Below are 15,740 nucleotides of genomic sequence, written 5' to 3' on the forward strand. Positions count from 1 at the left end.
CTTGTCATTCCCAGTCGAGCGCGCCTTTTTTCCACTCGTAGATGAAACCTACGACGAGGATGGCGAGAAAGATCATCATGGCCCAGAAGCCGACAGGACCGATCTCCTTGAGCGCAATGGCCCACGGGAAGAGAAAGGCAATTTCGAGATCGAACAGGATGAAGAGGATGGCAACGAGGTAATAGCGCACGTCGAACTTCATGCGCGCATCCTCGAAGGCTTCGAAGCCGCACTCGTAGGGAGCGTTCTTCGCAGCGTCTGGCCGATTGGGGCCGAGGATGTATCCGATGACTTGGGGGGCGACGCCTACGCCGACTCCGACCAAAATGAACAAAAGGACGGGAAGGTAGGAATCGAGGTTCATCGAGAATTTTTCACCGCTTGCCACCGGCAAGAAGAACCTCTGGATGAGGTTTTCTGCCGATGAGATTTGGTGCGGTCGGCGAGACTCGAACTCGCACAGCTTTCGCCACTACCCCCTCAAGATAGCGTGTCTACCAATTTCACCACGACCGCGGTTTTTGCTGTTCAGATGGCATGAGGTACCTGTTAAGGCATTTGGCTTTCTGAACAGCTTTAGAGTTTACCCTGAAATACAGCCGTTTCTCGCTGACGACTGCATGAAAACGACTGGATTACTTGTTCGGAATCTGACCGGCGCCCGAAACGGGTGCGGCAGGTGCCGAAGCCGGTGCACTCGGAGCACCCGCGCCGGGGATTTCGCCTGCGGCGCCAGATGCCGGCGTTGCAGGCGCAGCGGGTGCACCAACGGCCGCGCGCTCGAGAAGACTGCCGCCGCCCGCAGGACGCGCATGGCTGAAGTACGCAAGCAGCAACGTGCATGCGAAGAACACCGCGGCCAACACGGCCGTGGTGCGCGAGAGGAAGTTCGCGCTGCCGCTGGCACCGAACAAGCTGCCGGCACTGCCGCTGCCGAAGGCGGCGCCCATGTCGGCGCCCTTGCCGTGCTGGATCAGGATCAGGCCGATCATCGCCAGGGCCGCCAGCATTTGCACGCCGACCAGAAGGTTGAGGACCACGTTCATTCGTTCTTACTCCTAATTGATGACAGCCGTTGCGCGTTCAGCGCGCAGCGGCAGAAATGATCTGCAGAAAGTCGGGGGCCTTGAGCGACGCGCCGCCGATGAGGCCGCCGTCGATGTCGGCCTGCGCCAGCAGTTCGGCCGCATTGGCCGCGTTCATGCTGCCGCCGTAAAGAATGCAGATGCCGGCAGCGTGCTCGCTCGCGGCATGGTGCAGTTGCGCACGCAGCACGGCATGCACCGCCTGCGCCTGCTCGGGCGATGCCGTCTTGCCCGTGCCGATGGCCCAGACAGGCTCGTAGGCCACCACGATTTCGCTAATGCAATGGCCATTCACATGGATCACCGCAGCCAGCTGGCGCTTGACGACCTCTTCGGTCTGCCCTGCTTCGCGCTCGGCCAGCGTCTCGCCGACGCAGACGATCGGCGTGATGCCGTTCGCCAGGGCAGCAGCCGCTTTCGCAGCCACCGTTCCGTCGGTTTCGCCGTGGTACTGCCGGCGCTCGGAGTGACCGACGATGGCATAGCGCACGCCGAAATCCTTGAGCATCGCCGCCGATTGCTCGCCAGTAAAGGCACCTTGGGGATGCGCCGAAACGTCCTGCGCACCGAGCGCGAGCGACGGCGAACCCGCCAGCAGCGACTGCAGCTGAGCGAAGTACGGCGCTGGCGCGCACAGCGCGACATTGCAAGCGGCCGGGCTTGCCGCCAGGCCTTGCTGCAGAGCCTTCACCAGCGCCTCGTTGGCGGCCAGGCCGCCATTCATCTTCCAGTTGCCGGCGATCAGTTTCTTCTTGGTTGTCATCGCGTTGTTCGTTGTCACCATGTCAGCACGATCTTGCCGATGTGCTGGTTCGATTCCATCAGCGTGTGAGCCTGGGCTGCGCCACTGGGTTCACCCGCCGCCGCAAACGTGCTGTGGATCACGGGCTTGATCGCACCGCTTTCGAGCAGCGGCCAGACCTTCTCGCGCAGCGCCTTGGCAATCGCGCCCTTGAACGCCACCGGCCGCGGACGCAGCGTCGAGCCGGTGATCGTGAGACGCCTGCGCAGCACGAGGCCCGCATTGATCTGGGCCTTCACGCCACCCTGCACCGCAATGATCACGAGCCGGCCGTCCTCGGCCAGGCACTCGATCTCGCGCGCCACGTATTCGCCCGCAACCATGTCCAGGATCACGTCCACGCCCTTGCCACCGGTGAGCTTCTTCGCCTCTTCGACGAAGTCGCTCGTGCGGTAGTTGATGGCATGGTCGGCACCCAGTTTCTTGCAGGCTTCGCACTTGTCGTCGCTGCCGGCCGTGACGATGACAGTCGCACCCAGCGCCTTGGCGATCTGGATGGCAGTGACGCCGATCCCGCTCGAGCCACCCTGGATCAGCAGCGTCTCACCCTTTTGCAGGCGGCCGCGCTCGAACACATTGCTCCAGACGGTGAAGAAGGTCTCGGGCAGCGACGCCGCATCGACATCGCTCCACCCCTTGGGCACCGGCAGGCATTGCGCCACAGGCGCCACGCAGAGCTGGGCATAGCCGCCACCGGCGATCAGCGCGCAAACGCGATCCCCGATCTTGAAGCCCGCTTCGGCCAATGCCGCGGCATCGCCCGACACGATCTCGCCGGCCACTTCGAGGCCCGGCAGGTCGGAGGCGCCGGGCGGCACCGGATAGTGGCCCATGCGCTGCAGCACATCGGGGCGATTCACCCCGCTGGCCGCAACGCGGATCAGCAACTCGCCCACGCCCGCCACCGGATCGGGACGATCGGCCACGCGCAGCACCTCAGGGGCGCCGTACGAAGTGATTTCAATGGCTTTCATGGTCTTTCGGCCTCCAACGCCCGCAGGTGGGGCGCAGCTAGCTGTTCAAAAGATAGCAACGGCAGGTTTGCTGCCGTTGCGCCCTTCTTACTCCTGAGGCTCGCGCGGTGCTTGCGACTGCTCGCCGGCCGGAGCCTGCTGCTGGTCGTTGCGCGGCTGCTGCTGGTCGTTGAAGCGCGGTGCGCGCTCGCCACGATCGCCACGATCGCCACGATCGCCACCACGGTCGCCGCCGCGATCGCCACGGTCCGAACGCTCACGGCGCTCGCCACCACGGTCGCCGCGATCGCCACGGTCTTCACGCGGCGGGCGCTCGCTGTATTCCATGCCGGCCGGACGCTCGGTCAGGGCCTTCATGGACAGCTTGACGCGGCCCTTTTCGTCGGTCTCGAGAACCTTGACCTTGACGATCTGGCCTTCGCTCAGGTAGTCGGTCACCTTCTCGACGCGTTCGTGCGCGATCTGGCTGATGTGCAGCAGGCCGTCCTTGCCCGGCAGCAGGTTGATGAGCGCGCCGAAGTCCAGGATCTTGGTGACCGGGCCTTCGTAGACCTTGCCGATTTCGACTTCGGCGGTGATCTGCTCGATGCGCTTCTTGGCGAGCTCGGCCTTTTCCGGATCGGTCGAGGCGATGGTGATGGTGCCGTCTTCGTCGATGTTGATCGTCGTGCCGGTCTCTTCCTGCAGGCCACGGATGACCGAGCCGCCCTTGCCGATCACGTCGCGGATCTTCTCGGGGTTGATCTTCAGCGTGGTCAGGCGCGGCGCGAAGCTGGAGACTTCGGCCTTGGCCTCGCCCATGGCTTCCTGCATCTTGCCCAGGATGTGCATGCGCGCTTCCTTGGCCTGCGCCAGTGCGACCTGCATGATTTCCTTGGTGATGCCCTGGATCTTGATGTCCATCTGCAGCGCGGTGATGCCGTTGGTCGTACCGGCCACCTTGAAGTCCATGTCGCCCAGGTGATCTTCGTCGCCCAGGATGTCGGTCAACACGGCGAAGCGGTTGTCTTCCTTGATCAGGCCCATGGCGATGCCGGCCACGTGGGCCTTCATCGGCACGCCGGCGTCCATCATCGAGAGGCAGCCGCCGCAGACCGAAGCCATCGACGAGGAGCCGTTCGACTCGGTGATTTCCGAGACCACGCGCACGGTGTACGGGAATTCTTCCTTGGTCGGCAGCACGGCGACGAGCGCGCGCTTGGCAAGGCGGCCGTGGCCGATTTCGCGGCGCTTGGTCGAGCCCATGCGGCCCACTTCGCCGGTGGCGAAGGGAGGCATGTTGTAGTGGAACAGGAAGCGGTCTTCGTACTCGCCGGCCAGCGCGTCGATGCGCTGCGCGTCGCGTTCGGTGCCGAGCGTGGTGATGACCAGCGCCTGGGTTTCACCGCGCGTGAATAGAGCCGAACCGTGGGTGCGCGGCAGCACGGAATTGCGAATTTCGATGGGGCGCACGGTGCGCGTGTCGCGGCCGTCGATGCGGGGTTCGCCCGACAGGATCTGGCTGCGAACGATCTTCGATTCGATGGAGAACAGCAGGTCGTTGACCTTGCCGGCATCGAAGGGCTCGCCGCTTTCCTTGAGCGTGCTCATGACGCTGGCGTTGGCCTCGCGCAGGGCCTGCGTGCGGGCTTGCTTGCTGCGGATCTGGTAGACGGCGCGCAGCTTTTCTTCGGCCAGGCCCTTGACCTTGGCGACGAAGGCTTCGTCTTCGGCCGGTGCCTGCCAGTCCCACACCGGCTTACCGGCGTCGCGCACGAGGTCATGGATCGCGTTGATCGCGATGTTGGCTTGTTCATGGCCGAACACCACGCCGCCGAGCATGATCTCTTCGCTCAGTTGCTGGGCTTCCGATTCGACCATCAGCACGGCGGCTTGCGTGCCGGCGACGACGAGGTCCATCTGCGAGTCCTTCCGGGCGGTCTGGCCCGGATTCAGCACGTACTGGCCGTTGATGTAGCCCACGCGGGCGGCACCGATCGGGCCGCTGAACGGGATGCCGGAGATGGCGAGCGCAGCGCTCACGCCGATCATGGCGGCGATGTCAGCGTCGACTTCAGGGTTCAGCGACACGGTGTGGATGACCACGTGCACTTCGTTCAGGAAGCCTTCGGGGAACAGCGGGCGGATCGGACGGTCGATCAGGCGGCTGGTCAGCGTTTCGTGTTCGCTGGGCTTGGCTTCGCGCTTGAAGAAGCTGCCGGGAATCTTGCCCGCGGCGTAGGTCTTCTCGATGTAGTCGACGGTCAGCGGGAAGAAGTCCTGGCCCGGCTTGGCGGACTTGGAGGCGACCACGGTCGCCAGGATCACGGTGCCGTCGATGTCGACCAGCACGGCGCCATTGGCTTGGCGGGCGACTTCGCCCGTTTCCATGACGACAGTCTTGTCGCCCCATTGGAAGGACTTGGTGACTTTGTTGAAGAGGCTCATGTTTGCTCCTGTTTTAGTAGCGAACCACACAGGGTTCGCAAGGGGCGGAGGCTGTCTCAGAACACGATGCCATTCCAGCGAAGCTCGGGGCGAACTTCATTGGAATGACACAGCTTCGCTCTGTTTTGGCACTCCGAAAGTGGATCGCGAAGTAAAAAACGCCTGAGCTAGCGGACTAACCCAGGCGTTTTTTCATGCGATTCGGTTTACTTGCGCAGACCCAGCTTGGCGATCAGCGCGGTGTAACGGTCGGCGTCCTTGGACTTGAGGTAGTCCAGGAGCTTGCGGCGACGGCTCACCATGCGCAGCAGGCCGCGACGGCCGTGGTGGTCCTTGGCGTGCGTCTTGAAGTGGGGGGTGAGCTCGTTGATACGGGCGGTCAGCAGTGCGACTTGCACTTCTGGGCTACCGGTGTCGTTGGCGGCGCGGGCGTTGTCCTTGACGACTTCGGCCTTGATGGAGGCTGCGATCATGTTGAATTTCCTTGTTCCGGGATGTTTGACTTGCGGTGAGCACTGGAACTGCCCTCACCGTGCGCCTTGCGGCATGCAAAGCCTCGGGATTATAGCTCGGCGGGCCTGAGGTGGCTTTTGGGGCGTTTCCCACCTCGCCCATCGAGCGAAGCCAGGCCCACTGCGCCCAGCACGCAGGCAGCCCCGCCGATCTGTGCAAAGGTGATACTTTCGCCCAGCCAGCCGGCCGCGAGTACCAGCGCGGAAACCGGCAAAAGCGCCGTGAAGAGCGCCGCCTCGGCCCCTTTCAGCCGGGCCGATCCGGCAAACCAGAGGACGAAACCCAGCACCGTCGGCACCAGCGCGTAGTAGGCGACGCCGGCCAGCGCATCGGTCGGCAAAGGCTGCTCCCAGGCCCGCTCGAACCACGCCGGCACGAGCGACAGCAAGAGACCGAAGGCCGTCATCAACGTCGACAGCGCCAGTGGCCGGACCGGCACGCGCAGGCGCTTGTTGAGCAGGATGAACATCGCCTCGCAGACGACCGCCCCCAGCACCAGCAGGTTGCCGATCATCGCCGTCGGGGACCCGGAGCTCCCTGAGGCGGCCTCCCCCGGCCAGCTGATCGCCAGTACCCCCGCCGTCGCCAGCACGATGCTGCCGACGAGGTAGCGCCCCGGCCGCTCGCGCAGCGCCAGCACCGCCACCAGCGCCGCGACGGCCGGCAGCGTTCCGGCCACGACGCCCGCACTGGCAGCCGGCGCCCAACGCACCCCGAGGATCAGCAGCACCGTGTAGCCGACGCTGCCCAGCCCGGCCTGGCACAGCAGCAACGCGAGGTCGCGCCGGTCGGGTCGAGGCCACGGCGTGCGCGTCATCCGCAGCAGCAAAAGAAACACCGGCAGCGCCATCGCGAAGCGCAGCGCCGTCGCGGTGAACGGCGGCAGGCCGCCCGCGATCACCTTGCTCGCGACCACGGTGCTGCCCACCATGACCATCGCCAGCGCGCACAGCGCCATTCCCTTGATTCGTTCCGACATGCATGGCCTTTCGTTCCCGAAGAAAGGCCAAGCTTCGCGGGCCGCACGCCCGGCGTATTGAACGAAATTGCAGGCGAATCAGCCCTTGCGCTGCGGCTCTGCAGCCAGCCAATGGCGAAGGCGCTCCACGCCCTGCACCAGCCGCTGCGGGTCTTTCGACGCAAAGCACCAGCGCAGCCAGCCCTGCGCCTCGGGCGCGAAGGCGTTGCCGGGCGCAAGCCCCAGCCCTGCTTCGACCACCAACCGCTTGGCGACTTCGAGCGAATCGCCGAAGCCTTCGAGCCGGAAGAAGGCGTACATGCCGCCCTTGGCCGGCGCCACCTGCACGCCCGGCACCGCGGCCAGCAACGGCACCAGCGTGTCGCGGCACAGCTTCAGGTGCGCGACCACGCGCGGCGTGATGTCCGCCGTGTGCGCGATCGCCGCGATCGCGGCGCGCTGCGTGAACACGCTGGCGCACGAGGTGTTGAACTCGATCAGCTTGCCGATGCCGTCGACCATCGCGGGCGGCAGCACCAGCCAGCCGAGGCGCCATCCGGTCATGAGGAAGCTCTTGGAGAAACTGTGCGTCACGACGAGCCGGTCATCGGGCGTCGAGATGTCGAGAAAGCTCGGTGCGCATCCATTCGGCGAAGGCTCGAAATAGAGCCGCTCGTACACCTCGTCGGCGAGGATCCAGGTGCCGGTCTCGCGGCAATGGTCGAGCACGGCCTGCTGCTCGGCGCGCGTCATCGTCCAGCCGGTCGGGTTGTTGGGCGCATTGACGATCAGCAGCTTCGTCTTCGGCGTCACCGCCGCGCGCAGCGCGGGAAGGTCGAGCGTCCATTGACCTTCGACCGGCACCAGCGGCACCGCGCGCACATGCGCGCCCATGATTGCCGGCTGCGCCGTGAGGTTTGGCCACACAGGCGTCACCGCGACCACGTCGTCGCCCGCATCGACCAGCGCCTGCACCGCCAGCATCAGCGCGCTCACGCCGCCCGAAGTGACCGCGATGCGCGACGCATCGATCTTCGGGTGCAACGCGCTGGTGTAGCGCGCGATCGCCTCGCGCAGCTCGGGCAGGCCGAGGTTGTGGGCATAGAAAGTCTCGCCGCGCTGCAGCGACTCGATGGCCGCCTGGCGGATCACCTCGGGTGTGACCTCGTCGCTTTCGCCGAACCAGAAGGCGAGCACGTCGTCGCGGCCGAGGCCCGCATTGGCGACCTCGCGGATCCGGGAGGCTTCGAGGTTGTGGATGGCTTCACGCATCGGCTGTCGTCCTGTTGGTCGTCGTCATTAGGGTCGTTTCATCTTGCACGATGTCGGCAGCTCGGCGCGCTCCGGGGCGATCGTCTTGATCACGCGAAATCCGTAGCCCGAACCTTCGACATCGAACTGCACGCCGGGCTTGCCCTGCCGGTCCATCACGCCGACCACCAGCTGCTGCTGGAACTGGTGGTCCGCCGCGCGCATGCGGCCGCGCTGGCCGTAGAGGCTCACATCGGCTTGCTCCAGCCCGCGCGCTACCGCCACCGCATCGACGCCGCCCGCGCGCTCGACAGCCTGCGCGAGCGATTCGACGAGCAGCTGCATCCGCATGTGCACGTAGTCGTCCGCGGGCTTCGGAAAGCGCGCGCGAAAGGCGCGGTAGAAAGCCTCCGACTGCGCGGTCTGCACGTTCGGCAGCCAGTCGGCCACGGCCACCACGCGACCGATGCCCGCATCGCCGATGGCCGCGGGCGCGCCGAGCGCGTTGCCGTAGAAGGTATAGAAGCTGCCGTTGAAGCCGGCCTCGCGCGCCGCCTTCACGAGCAGGGTGAGGTCGTTGCCCCAGTTGCCGGTGAACACCGCCTGCGCGCCGCTCGCGAGGATCTTGGTGGCGTAGGGCGCGAAGTCCTTCACCTTGCCCATCGGATGCAGCTCGTCGCCGACGATTTCCACGTCGGGGCGCTGCACGCCCAGCTGCCGGCGCACTTCGCGCAGCACCGACTGGCCGAAGCTGTAGTCCTGCCCGATCAGGTATGCGCGCTTGAGCGCGGCGTCGTCCTTCACCACGTCCATCAGCGCGGCCACGCGCATGTCGGCATGGGCGTCGAAGCGGAAGTGCCAGAAGCTGCAGCGCTCGTTGGTCAGCGCCGGATCGACGGCTGCGTAGTTCAGGAAGATCACGCGCCGCGCGGGGTCGCGCTCGTTGTTCTTGTCGATGGCATCGACCAGCGCCGCCGCGGTGGCCGACGAGTTGCCCTGCAGCACGATGCGCGCGCCGTCGTCCATGGCCGCGCGCAACGCCGAAAGCGCCTCTTCGTTCTGCCCCTTGCTGTCGTAGCGGTCCAGCTGCAGCGGACGTGCGCCGCCGGGCAGCTTCACGCCGCCGCGCGCATTGACGCGCTCGACCGCCCACAGCAGGTTGCGGAACACCGCCTCGCCCGTGTTCGCGAAGGGCCCGCTCATGCTTTCGATCAACGCCAGACGAATGGGAGCAGGCGGCGCGGCCGGGGTTTGCGCGAGCCCGGCCAAGGGGGTCGCGCATAGCGCCAGCGCCACGAATTTCAAGGCCCGGCGGCGCCAAATAAAGGGGGGAGTCATCGTCTTGAAACGCGTGCGGCTGCGCCTAGATGAGGTGTCAAGCGGCACTCAGGATTGAATGGCCGCGCAGTGTAAGGGACACACATTCCTTGTCCCCATTGTGTTCATTCAGGAGCTTTTCATCATGTTTTTCGCACCCACCATCCGCACCACCCGCTTCGTTCCCCGCTCGCAAGACCGCGCCTTCGAACGCTTCGTGAACGAGGCCTTCGCCGCACCCCGCCGCTCGCCGCTGGTGGAGCAGGACGACACCAGCTGGACTCTCTCGCTGGACGTGCCGGGCCTCTCGCGCGAAGACCTCGCGATCAGCATCGAAGGCGCCGTGGTTCGCATCGACAGCAAGGCAGAAGCCAAGCGCCAGTTCAAGGCTGCCTACGAGTTGCCGCAGGACATCGATGTCTCCGCGAGCGAAGCCAAGCTCGAGAACGGCGTGCTCACGCTCAAGCTGGGCAAGCTGGTGCCGGTGAGCCAGGCTTCGCAGTTGCAAATCAACTAAGCGAACCTATGCCCACAAGAGGAAAATGTTAGTAGTGGCTTGTTTTTGACTTTAAACAAGCACCTTATTCACAATAGCGCTGGATAACGTCACATGATGTGACGTTTTTCTAGTACTTTCTTCTTCGTGGGCGTCTCGCAAACGCATCGAATTTCGTGCCGGTGCGGGCTCGGGTGCCCCTCAAGGCACCATGAACACGCACCTGCGGTCAGCCACTGACAACGAACGGTCCGAAACGCTCCTGGTCTTCTTGCCCGGCGCGTACCTGAAACCCGAAGAATTCGAGCAGCAAGGCTTCATCAGTGCCGTCCGCGAGCGCCACCTGGCCGCCGACGCGATGCTGGTCGATGCCGACGTTTCCTATTACTACGACCAGACGCTCAGCGATCGCCTGCAGGCGGACGTCATCGAGCCGCAGCGCGCCCGGGGCTACACCTCGATCTGGCTCGTGGGCATTTCGATCGGCGGCTTCGGCGCGCTGATCCACGAGCTGGCGCGGCCCGGTTCGGTGGACGGCATCGTCGCCCTTGCGCCCTATCTCGGGCGTCGGGTGCTTGGCGCGGAGATCCAGAAGGCAGGCGGCCTGCGCGCATGGCAGGCGCCCACCGGCCCGCAGCCCGACGAGGAGCCCGACCGCAAGCTCTGGCCCTTCTTCCAGGAGTACCTGCAGGCCCAGCCCTCCCGGAACCTGCCGCCGCTGTACCTGGGCTTCGGCCTGAAAGACCGATTTGCGGGCAACCACAAGCTGCTGGCAGATGCGCTGCCGCCGGGCCGCGTCTTCACGACCGAAGGCGGGCACGACTGGCCGGAATGGCGCGAGCTCTGGCGCAACGTGCTGGACGTGCTGCCCCTGCCCTTGCAGGGACGTGCGCGCCAAACGGTTACGCAGTCTCAGGCAGTGGCTGCGCCTCGGCCGTCAGCGAAGCCATGGGCCATCGCGGCTTGACGTCGAAGGCATAGCGCGCACTGGCCTGGGACAGGCCCGACTGCAGGCGCATCGCGGCGGCCATGGCAATCATGGCGCCGTTGTCGGTGCACAGATGAAGCTCGGGGTAGTGCACGCGCACGCGTCGTTTGGCGCACGCCGCGTCAAGTTGCTCCCGCAGGTTCTTGTTGGCGCCCACCCCGCCGGCCACCACCAGGCGCTTGAGCCCGGTCTGGTCGAGCGCGGCGAGCGACTTCTTCAGCAGCACTTCGACGATGGCCGCCTGCGTGGACGCCGCGAGATCGGCCTTGTTCGCCTCGAGCTGGTCGCCGAGCTTCTTGGCCTGCGTGAGCACGGCGGTCTTGAGGCCGGCAAACGAAAAATCGAGATCGCCGCTGTGCAGCAGCGGCCGAGGCAGCTTGAACGCGGTGGCATTGCCGCCTTCGGCCAGCTTCGCGAGCCACGGGCCGCCCGGGTAAGGCAGGCCCATGAGCTTGGCGCTCTTGTCGAAGGCTTCGCCGGCCGCATCGTCGATGGTCTCGCCCAGGAGCTCGTAGCGCCCCACGCCATCGACCCGCATCAGCTGGGTATGACCGCCCGAGACCAGCAGCGCAACGAACGGAAATTCGGGCGGATCGGCGCTCAGGAACGGCGACAGCAGGTGCCCTTCGAGGTGATGCACCCCCAGCACCGGCTTGCCCAGCGCCACGCCCAGCGCGCAAGCCACGCCGGCGCCAACGAGCAATGCGCCCGCAAGTCCCGGCCCGCGCGTGTAGGCCACCACGTCGATCTCGCCGAGCGAGCGACCGGCTTCGGCCATCACGGCTTCGGTGAGCGGAAGCACGCGGCGGATGTGGTCGCGGCTGGCCAGTTCGGGCACCACGCCGCCGTAGGCCTGGTGCATGGCGATCTGGCTGTGCAGCGCGTGCGACAGCAGCACCGGCAGCGCGTCGCCGTGCGACTCGACCAGCGCCACGCCGGTCTCGTCGCAGGATGATTCGATTCCCAACAAGAGCATCCGGCGAGTGTAGGTGCCGCCTGCAGCAGGCGCCCGCAAAGGGGCAAGCGAGGCCGACACAGGCCGAGGCACGGATGTTGCAGCAACCGGGTGCGTCCCCTCCCCCACCCACCATGAAATCCGGCCTGCATTTCCTGATCGCCGCCCGCCAGTGCGAAATCGACGAGCTCGACCAGCTCGCGCGCACCAGCGAGCTGGTCGGCCTGATCGGCCGGCTGGTGCATGCGCTGCAGCGCGAGCGCGGCATGTCCAACGTGTTCCTCGCCTCGCGCGGCCAGCGCTTTGCAGACCAGCGCGATCCGCAGATCGCCGAATGCCAGGCGCTCGAGCAGGCCGTGCGCAACGGCTTCGACCAGTTGGAGACCGAGGCCCGCCAGCGCGCCAGCGCCGGCAACAGCGCGCGCCTGTTCAGCCGCATCGCCTGGGTGCTGCCGGGGCTGGACGCCCTGCCCGCACTGCGCCGGCGCGTCGGCGCGCTCGAACTCGCGCCGGCGGAGGCCACCGCGGCCTTCGCCAAGCTTGTTGCCGGCCTGCTGGCCGTGGTGTTCGAGGCGGCCGATGGCGCCACCGACCCCGAAATCTCGCGCCTTCTGGTCGCGATGTTCAACTTCATGCAGGGCAAGGAGTTCGCCGGCCAGGAGCGCGCCTTCGGCGCCGCCACGCTGGCGCTGGGCCGCAGCAACGAGGCGCAGCGCGTGCAGTGGCTGCACCTCATCGAATCGCAGGAGCGGTGCTTTCACGTCTTCACCGATTTTTCCAGCGACGAGGTACTCGCGCTCTGGCGAGAGAGCGAGGCCGATGCCACCATGGCCGAGCTCGAGCGCCTGCGCCGCGTCGGCACCACCCCGGCCGCCGCACCGGACGCGCAATACAGCCAACTCAGCCAGAACTGGTTCGACTGCTGCACACGCCGCATCGACGCCATGCGCACGGTCGAAGACCGCCTCGCGGCCGACCTCCGCGCCCTGTGCAACCGCAAGACCGCGCAGGCGCGTACCGACCTTGCGGCCTACCGGGAACTGCTCGGCACGCTGGCGCCGCAATCCGGTGGCGCCCTGTTCTTCGACGACGCGGGCACGCAGGCCGTGGCCCCCGCCCCCTACGGCCGCGGGCTGGAACGCTCGGTGCTCGACATGGTGCAGGAGCAATCGCAGCGCCTGCAGGCCATGAGCGACGAACTGCACACGGTGCGCGCCTCGCTCAACGAGCGCAAGGTCGTCGAGCGTGCCAAGGGCCTCCTGATGGCGCACCGGCGCCTGAGCGAGGACGAGGCCCACAAGATGCTGCGCCAGACCGCCATGAACCAGAAACGCCGGCTGGTCGATGTGGCCGAGTCGATGCTCGCGATGGCCGACTACCTTCCCATGCCCGACGCCCGCGCGCCGCGCTGACAGAGGTTCAAGTTGGTGCAACGCACAAAAACGTGCTTTCGCCGAATAACTGTGTCCAGCGGCACTCCGACCTTCATGCACGGTGCGCGAGAGCTACTTTTTCGATAGCACCGCACAACCCGCAATCACTGGCACGCAGTTTGCGTAAGTGAATGCATAAGACCTTCGGGTCTCCAGGCAGGCGGCACCCAACGGCGGGTGTCACCCACCGAACCGGACAAAGGCGTCCCCATCCCGCAAGGGCTCTCGTTCGCGAGCAGCCCCTGCGCGGTCGGGACGCCTTTTTTGTTTTCGACTTTGCTTTTTTGTTTGTTCGTTCTTCAACCGGAGCCCGCCCCCATGACCGACCTGCTGAAAACCCGCCTCAGCCGCCGCCGCGTACTGCAAGCCGCCGCCATCGGCGCCGTGGGCATCGACCCCGCGCTGCGCGCCGCCGTCTGGGCCCAGGGCTCGGACAAGCCCGAAAAGGAAGAAGTGAAGATCGGCTTCATTCCGCTCACCGACTGCGCCAGCGTGGTGATGGCCTCGGTGCTGGGCATCGACAAGAAATACGGCGTGAAGATCGTCCCCAGCAAGGAAGCCAGCTGGGCCGGCGTGCGCGACAAGCTCTCCAACGGCGACCTGGACATGGCGCATGTGCTCTACGGCCTGGTCTACGGCATGCACCTGGGCCTGAGCGGGCCCAAGAAGGACATGGCCGTGCTCATGACCCTGAACAACAACGGCCAGGCCATCACGCTCTCGAAGAAGCTGTCCGACAAGGGCGCGGTGGATGCAGCCTCGCTCGCCAAGCTCATCGCCACCGAGAAGCGCGAATACACCTTCGCGCAGACCTTTCCGACCGGCACGCATGCCATGTGGCTCTACTACTGGCTCGCCTCGGCCGGCATCGATCCGTTCAAGGACGTGAAGAACATCACCGTGCCGCCCCCGCAGATGGTGGCCAACATGCGCGTGGGCAACATGGACGGCTACTGCGTGGGCGAGCCCTGGGGCCAGCGCGCGATCATGGACGGCATCGGCATCACCGCCATCACCACGCAGGACATCTGGAAAGACCATCCCGAGAAGGTGCTCGGCTGCACCGCCGAGTTCACGAAGAAGTACCCCAACACGGCGCGCGCCGTGACCGCCGCGATCCTCGAGGCCAGCAAGTGGATCGACACGGGCCTGCAGAACAAGAACAAGATGGCCGAGACCATCGCCGACAAGAGCTACGTCAACACCAGCGTGGATGCGATCAACCAGCGCATCCTGGGCCGCTACACCAACGGCCTGGGCAAGAACTGGGACGACCCGAACCACATGAAGTTCTACAACGGCGGCGCGGTGAACTTCCCGTATCTCTCGGACGGCATGTGGTTCCTCACGCAGCACAAGCGCTGGGGCCTCCTGAAGGAACACCCCGACTACCTGAAGGTGGCCACCGAGATCAACCGCATCGACATCTACAAGCAGGCCGCCGCCGCCACGCAGACGCCCGTGCCCAAGGAGGTGCTGCGCACCAGCAAGCTCTTCGACGGGTCCGTCTGGGACGGCAAGGACCCGAAGAAGTACGCCGAGTCTTTCAAGCTGCATGTCTGAGGAGAAACGCACCATGGTCAGCGCTGTCTTTCATTCCCCGCTCGATGCATCTCTCCCTCTCCCGCGTGCGGGAGAGGGCCGGGGTGAGGGTGCTCCCCGCGCCGAAGCTGCCCCTCACCCCAACCCTTTCCCCAAAAGGGAGAGGGAGCAAAAACAACGCACGCCGATCGACCTGCGCGCCTTCTGGATGCGCGTGCTTCCGCCGCTCGCAGGCTTCGGCCTGCTCCTGCTGGTGTGGGAGCTGGTGGCCATGAAGAGCACCACCGGCTTTCCCACGCCGCTCGCGACCTGGCAGCAGGCGCTGACGGTGTTCAGCGATCCGTTCTACAGCAAGGGACCCAACGACCAGGGCGTGGGCTGGAACGTGCTCTCGTCGCTGCAGCGCGTGGCGCTGGGCTTCGGCCTGGCGGCGCTGGTGGGCATCCCGGCGGGCTTCGCGATCGGGCGCTTCGAATTCCTCTCGCGCATGTTCAATCCGCTCATCAGCCTCATGCGCCCGGTGTCGCCGCTCGCTTGGCTGCCCATCGGCCTCCTGGTGTTCAAGGGCGCGAACCCGGCTGCGATCTGGACCATCTTCATCTGCTCGATCTGGCCGATGGTCATCAACACCGCCGTGGGCGTGCAGCGCGTGCCGAGCGACTACATGAACGTGGCGAAGGTGCTGAACCTGTCCGAATGGAAGATCCTCACCAAGATCCTCTTTCCCGCCGTGCTGCCCTACATGCTCACCGGCGTGCGCCTGGCGGTCGGCACCGCGTGGCTCGTGATCGTCGCGGCCGAGATGCTGACCGGCGGCGTGGGCATCGGCTTCTGGGTGTGGGACGAGTGGAACAACCTCAACGTCGCCAACATCATCATCGCGATCTTCGTGATCGGCATCGTCGGGCTGGTGCTGGAGTTCGCGCTCATCAAGCTGGCAACCGCATTCACGTTCGAAGAGGTGAAGTCATGAGCCGCACGGCCGCTCCGAAGGCAAAT

At 65.8% G+C, this 15,740-nt stretch carries 15 protein-coding genes and 1 tRNA gene; 5 read left to right on the forward strand and 11 right to left on the reverse strand.

Features of this window, described 5'->3' with window-relative positions:
* Positions 1-4: 4 nt before the first annotated feature.
* The 10 genes from RT97_RS16225 to RT97_RS16270 all read right to left on the reverse strand — a co-directional run bounded on the left by RT97_RS16225 (position 5) and on the right by RT97_RS16270 (position 9,348).
* Positions 5-364: an NADH-quinone oxidoreductase subunit A gene (locus RT97_RS16225; RefSeq protein WP_042579850.1), complete on the reverse strand. Its 360-nt coding sequence runs from the start codon at positions 362-364 to the stop codon at positions 5-7.
* 67 nt (positions 365-431) lie between these two features.
* Positions 432-516: transfer RNA gene (locus RT97_RS16230), tRNA-Leu, on the reverse strand.
* Between the two features lie 119 nt (positions 517-635).
* Complete coding sequence (gene secG, locus RT97_RS16235; protein WP_042579832.1) at positions 636-1,046, reverse strand: preprotein translocase subunit SecG; 411 nt, start codon at positions 1,044-1,046, stop codon at positions 636-638.
* A 37-nt stretch (positions 1,047-1,083) separates the two neighbouring features.
* Positions 1,084-1,869, reverse strand: a complete 786-nt coding sequence (gene tpiA, locus RT97_RS16240) for a triose-phosphate isomerase (RefSeq protein ID WP_042579833.1) — start codon at positions 1,867-1,869, stop codon at positions 1,084-1,086.
* Complete coding sequence (locus tag RT97_RS16245; RefSeq protein ID WP_042579834.1) at positions 1,863-2,861, reverse strand: NAD(P)H-quinone oxidoreductase; 999 nt, start codon at positions 2,859-2,861, stop codon at positions 1,863-1,865. Before RT97_RS16245 ends, tpiA begins: the two co-directional genes overlap by 7 nt.
* Before the next feature lie 87 nt (positions 2,862-2,948).
* Positions 2,949-5,288 carry a polyribonucleotide nucleotidyltransferase gene (pnp, locus tag RT97_RS16250; protein ID WP_042579835.1) on the reverse strand — a complete coding sequence of 780 codons (2,340 nt, stop codon included), beginning with the start codon at positions 5,286-5,288 and terminating at the stop codon, positions 2,949-2,951.
* 206 nt (positions 5,289-5,494) lie between these two features.
* Positions 5,495-5,761 (reverse strand): 30S ribosomal protein S15, encoded by a 267-nt coding sequence (rpsO, locus tag RT97_RS16255; RefSeq protein ID WP_007837783.1) that lies wholly within the window; start codon positions 5,759-5,761, stop codon positions 5,495-5,497.
* 89 nt (positions 5,762-5,850) lie between these two features.
* Positions 5,851-6,780 (reverse strand): DMT family transporter, encoded by a 930-nt coding sequence (locus RT97_RS16260; protein WP_042579836.1) that lies wholly within the window; start codon positions 6,778-6,780, stop codon positions 5,851-5,853.
* A gap of 78 nt (positions 6,781-6,858) precedes the next feature.
* Entirely contained in the window at positions 6,859-8,031 is a 1,173-nt protein-coding gene (locus RT97_RS16265) for a pyridoxal phosphate-dependent aminotransferase (RefSeq protein ID WP_042579837.1), read from the reverse strand.
* Positions 8,032-8,058: 27 nt separating this feature from the next.
* Positions 8,059-9,348 carry a branched-chain amino acid ABC transporter substrate-binding protein gene (locus tag RT97_RS16270; protein ID WP_042579838.1) on the reverse strand — a complete coding sequence of 430 codons (1,290 nt, stop codon included), beginning with the start codon at positions 9,346-9,348 and terminating at the stop codon, positions 8,059-8,061.
* Between the two features lie 124 nt (positions 9,349-9,472).
* Here RT97_RS16270 and RT97_RS16275 point away from each other — a divergent pair, with 124 nt between their 5' ends.
* Positions 9,473-9,844 carry an Hsp20/alpha crystallin family protein gene (locus RT97_RS16275; protein ID WP_042579839.1) on the forward strand — a complete coding sequence of 124 codons (372 nt, stop codon included), beginning with the start codon at positions 9,473-9,475 and terminating at the stop codon, positions 9,842-9,844.
* A gap of 190 nt (positions 9,845-10,034) precedes the next feature.
* Positions 10,035-10,790, forward strand: coding sequence for an alpha/beta hydrolase-fold protein (locus tag RT97_RS16280; protein WP_042579840.1), 756 nt, complete (start codon positions 10,035-10,037; stop codon positions 10,788-10,790).
* Here RT97_RS16280 and tsaD read toward each other — a convergent pair.
* Positions 10,726-11,787, reverse strand: coding sequence for a tRNA (adenosine(37)-N6)-threonylcarbamoyltransferase complex transferase subunit TsaD (gene tsaD / locus RT97_RS16285; RefSeq protein ID WP_042579841.1), 1,062 nt, complete (start codon positions 11,785-11,787; stop codon positions 10,726-10,728). The two genes, RT97_RS16280 and tsaD, sit on opposite strands and share 65 nt — an antisense overlap.
* A gap of 113 nt (positions 11,788-11,900) precedes the next feature.
* On the opposite strand from tsaD, the gene RT97_RS16290 reads away from it, so the two are divergent.
* The 3 genes from RT97_RS16290 (at position 11,901) to ntrB (ending at position 15,714) form a co-directional block, all read left to right on the forward strand.
* The gene (locus tag RT97_RS16290; RefSeq protein ID WP_042579842.1) at positions 11,901-13,178 is read left to right on the forward strand and encodes a nitrate regulatory protein; all 1,278 of its coding nucleotides are present in this window, start codon (positions 11,901-11,903) and stop codon (positions 13,176-13,178) included.
* Between the two features lie 339 nt (positions 13,179-13,517).
* On the forward strand, positions 13,518-14,762 hold the full coding sequence (locus RT97_RS16295) for a CmpA/NrtA family ABC transporter substrate-binding protein (protein ID WP_042579843.1): 1,245 nt from the start codon (positions 13,518-13,520) through the stop codon (positions 14,760-14,762).
* Between the two features lie 13 nt (positions 14,763-14,775).
* The gene (gene ntrB, locus RT97_RS16300; RefSeq protein ID WP_042579844.1) at positions 14,776-15,714 is read left to right on the forward strand and encodes a nitrate ABC transporter permease; all 939 of its coding nucleotides are present in this window, start codon (positions 14,776-14,778) and stop codon (positions 15,712-15,714) included.
* The last annotated feature ends 26 nt before the right edge of the window (positions 15,715-15,740 follow it).

This window comes from Variovorax paradoxus (genome assembly GCF_000834655.1).
GTDB classification, from domain to species: Bacteria; Pseudomonadota; Gammaproteobacteria; order Burkholderiales; family Burkholderiaceae_C; genus Variovorax; species Variovorax paradoxus_F.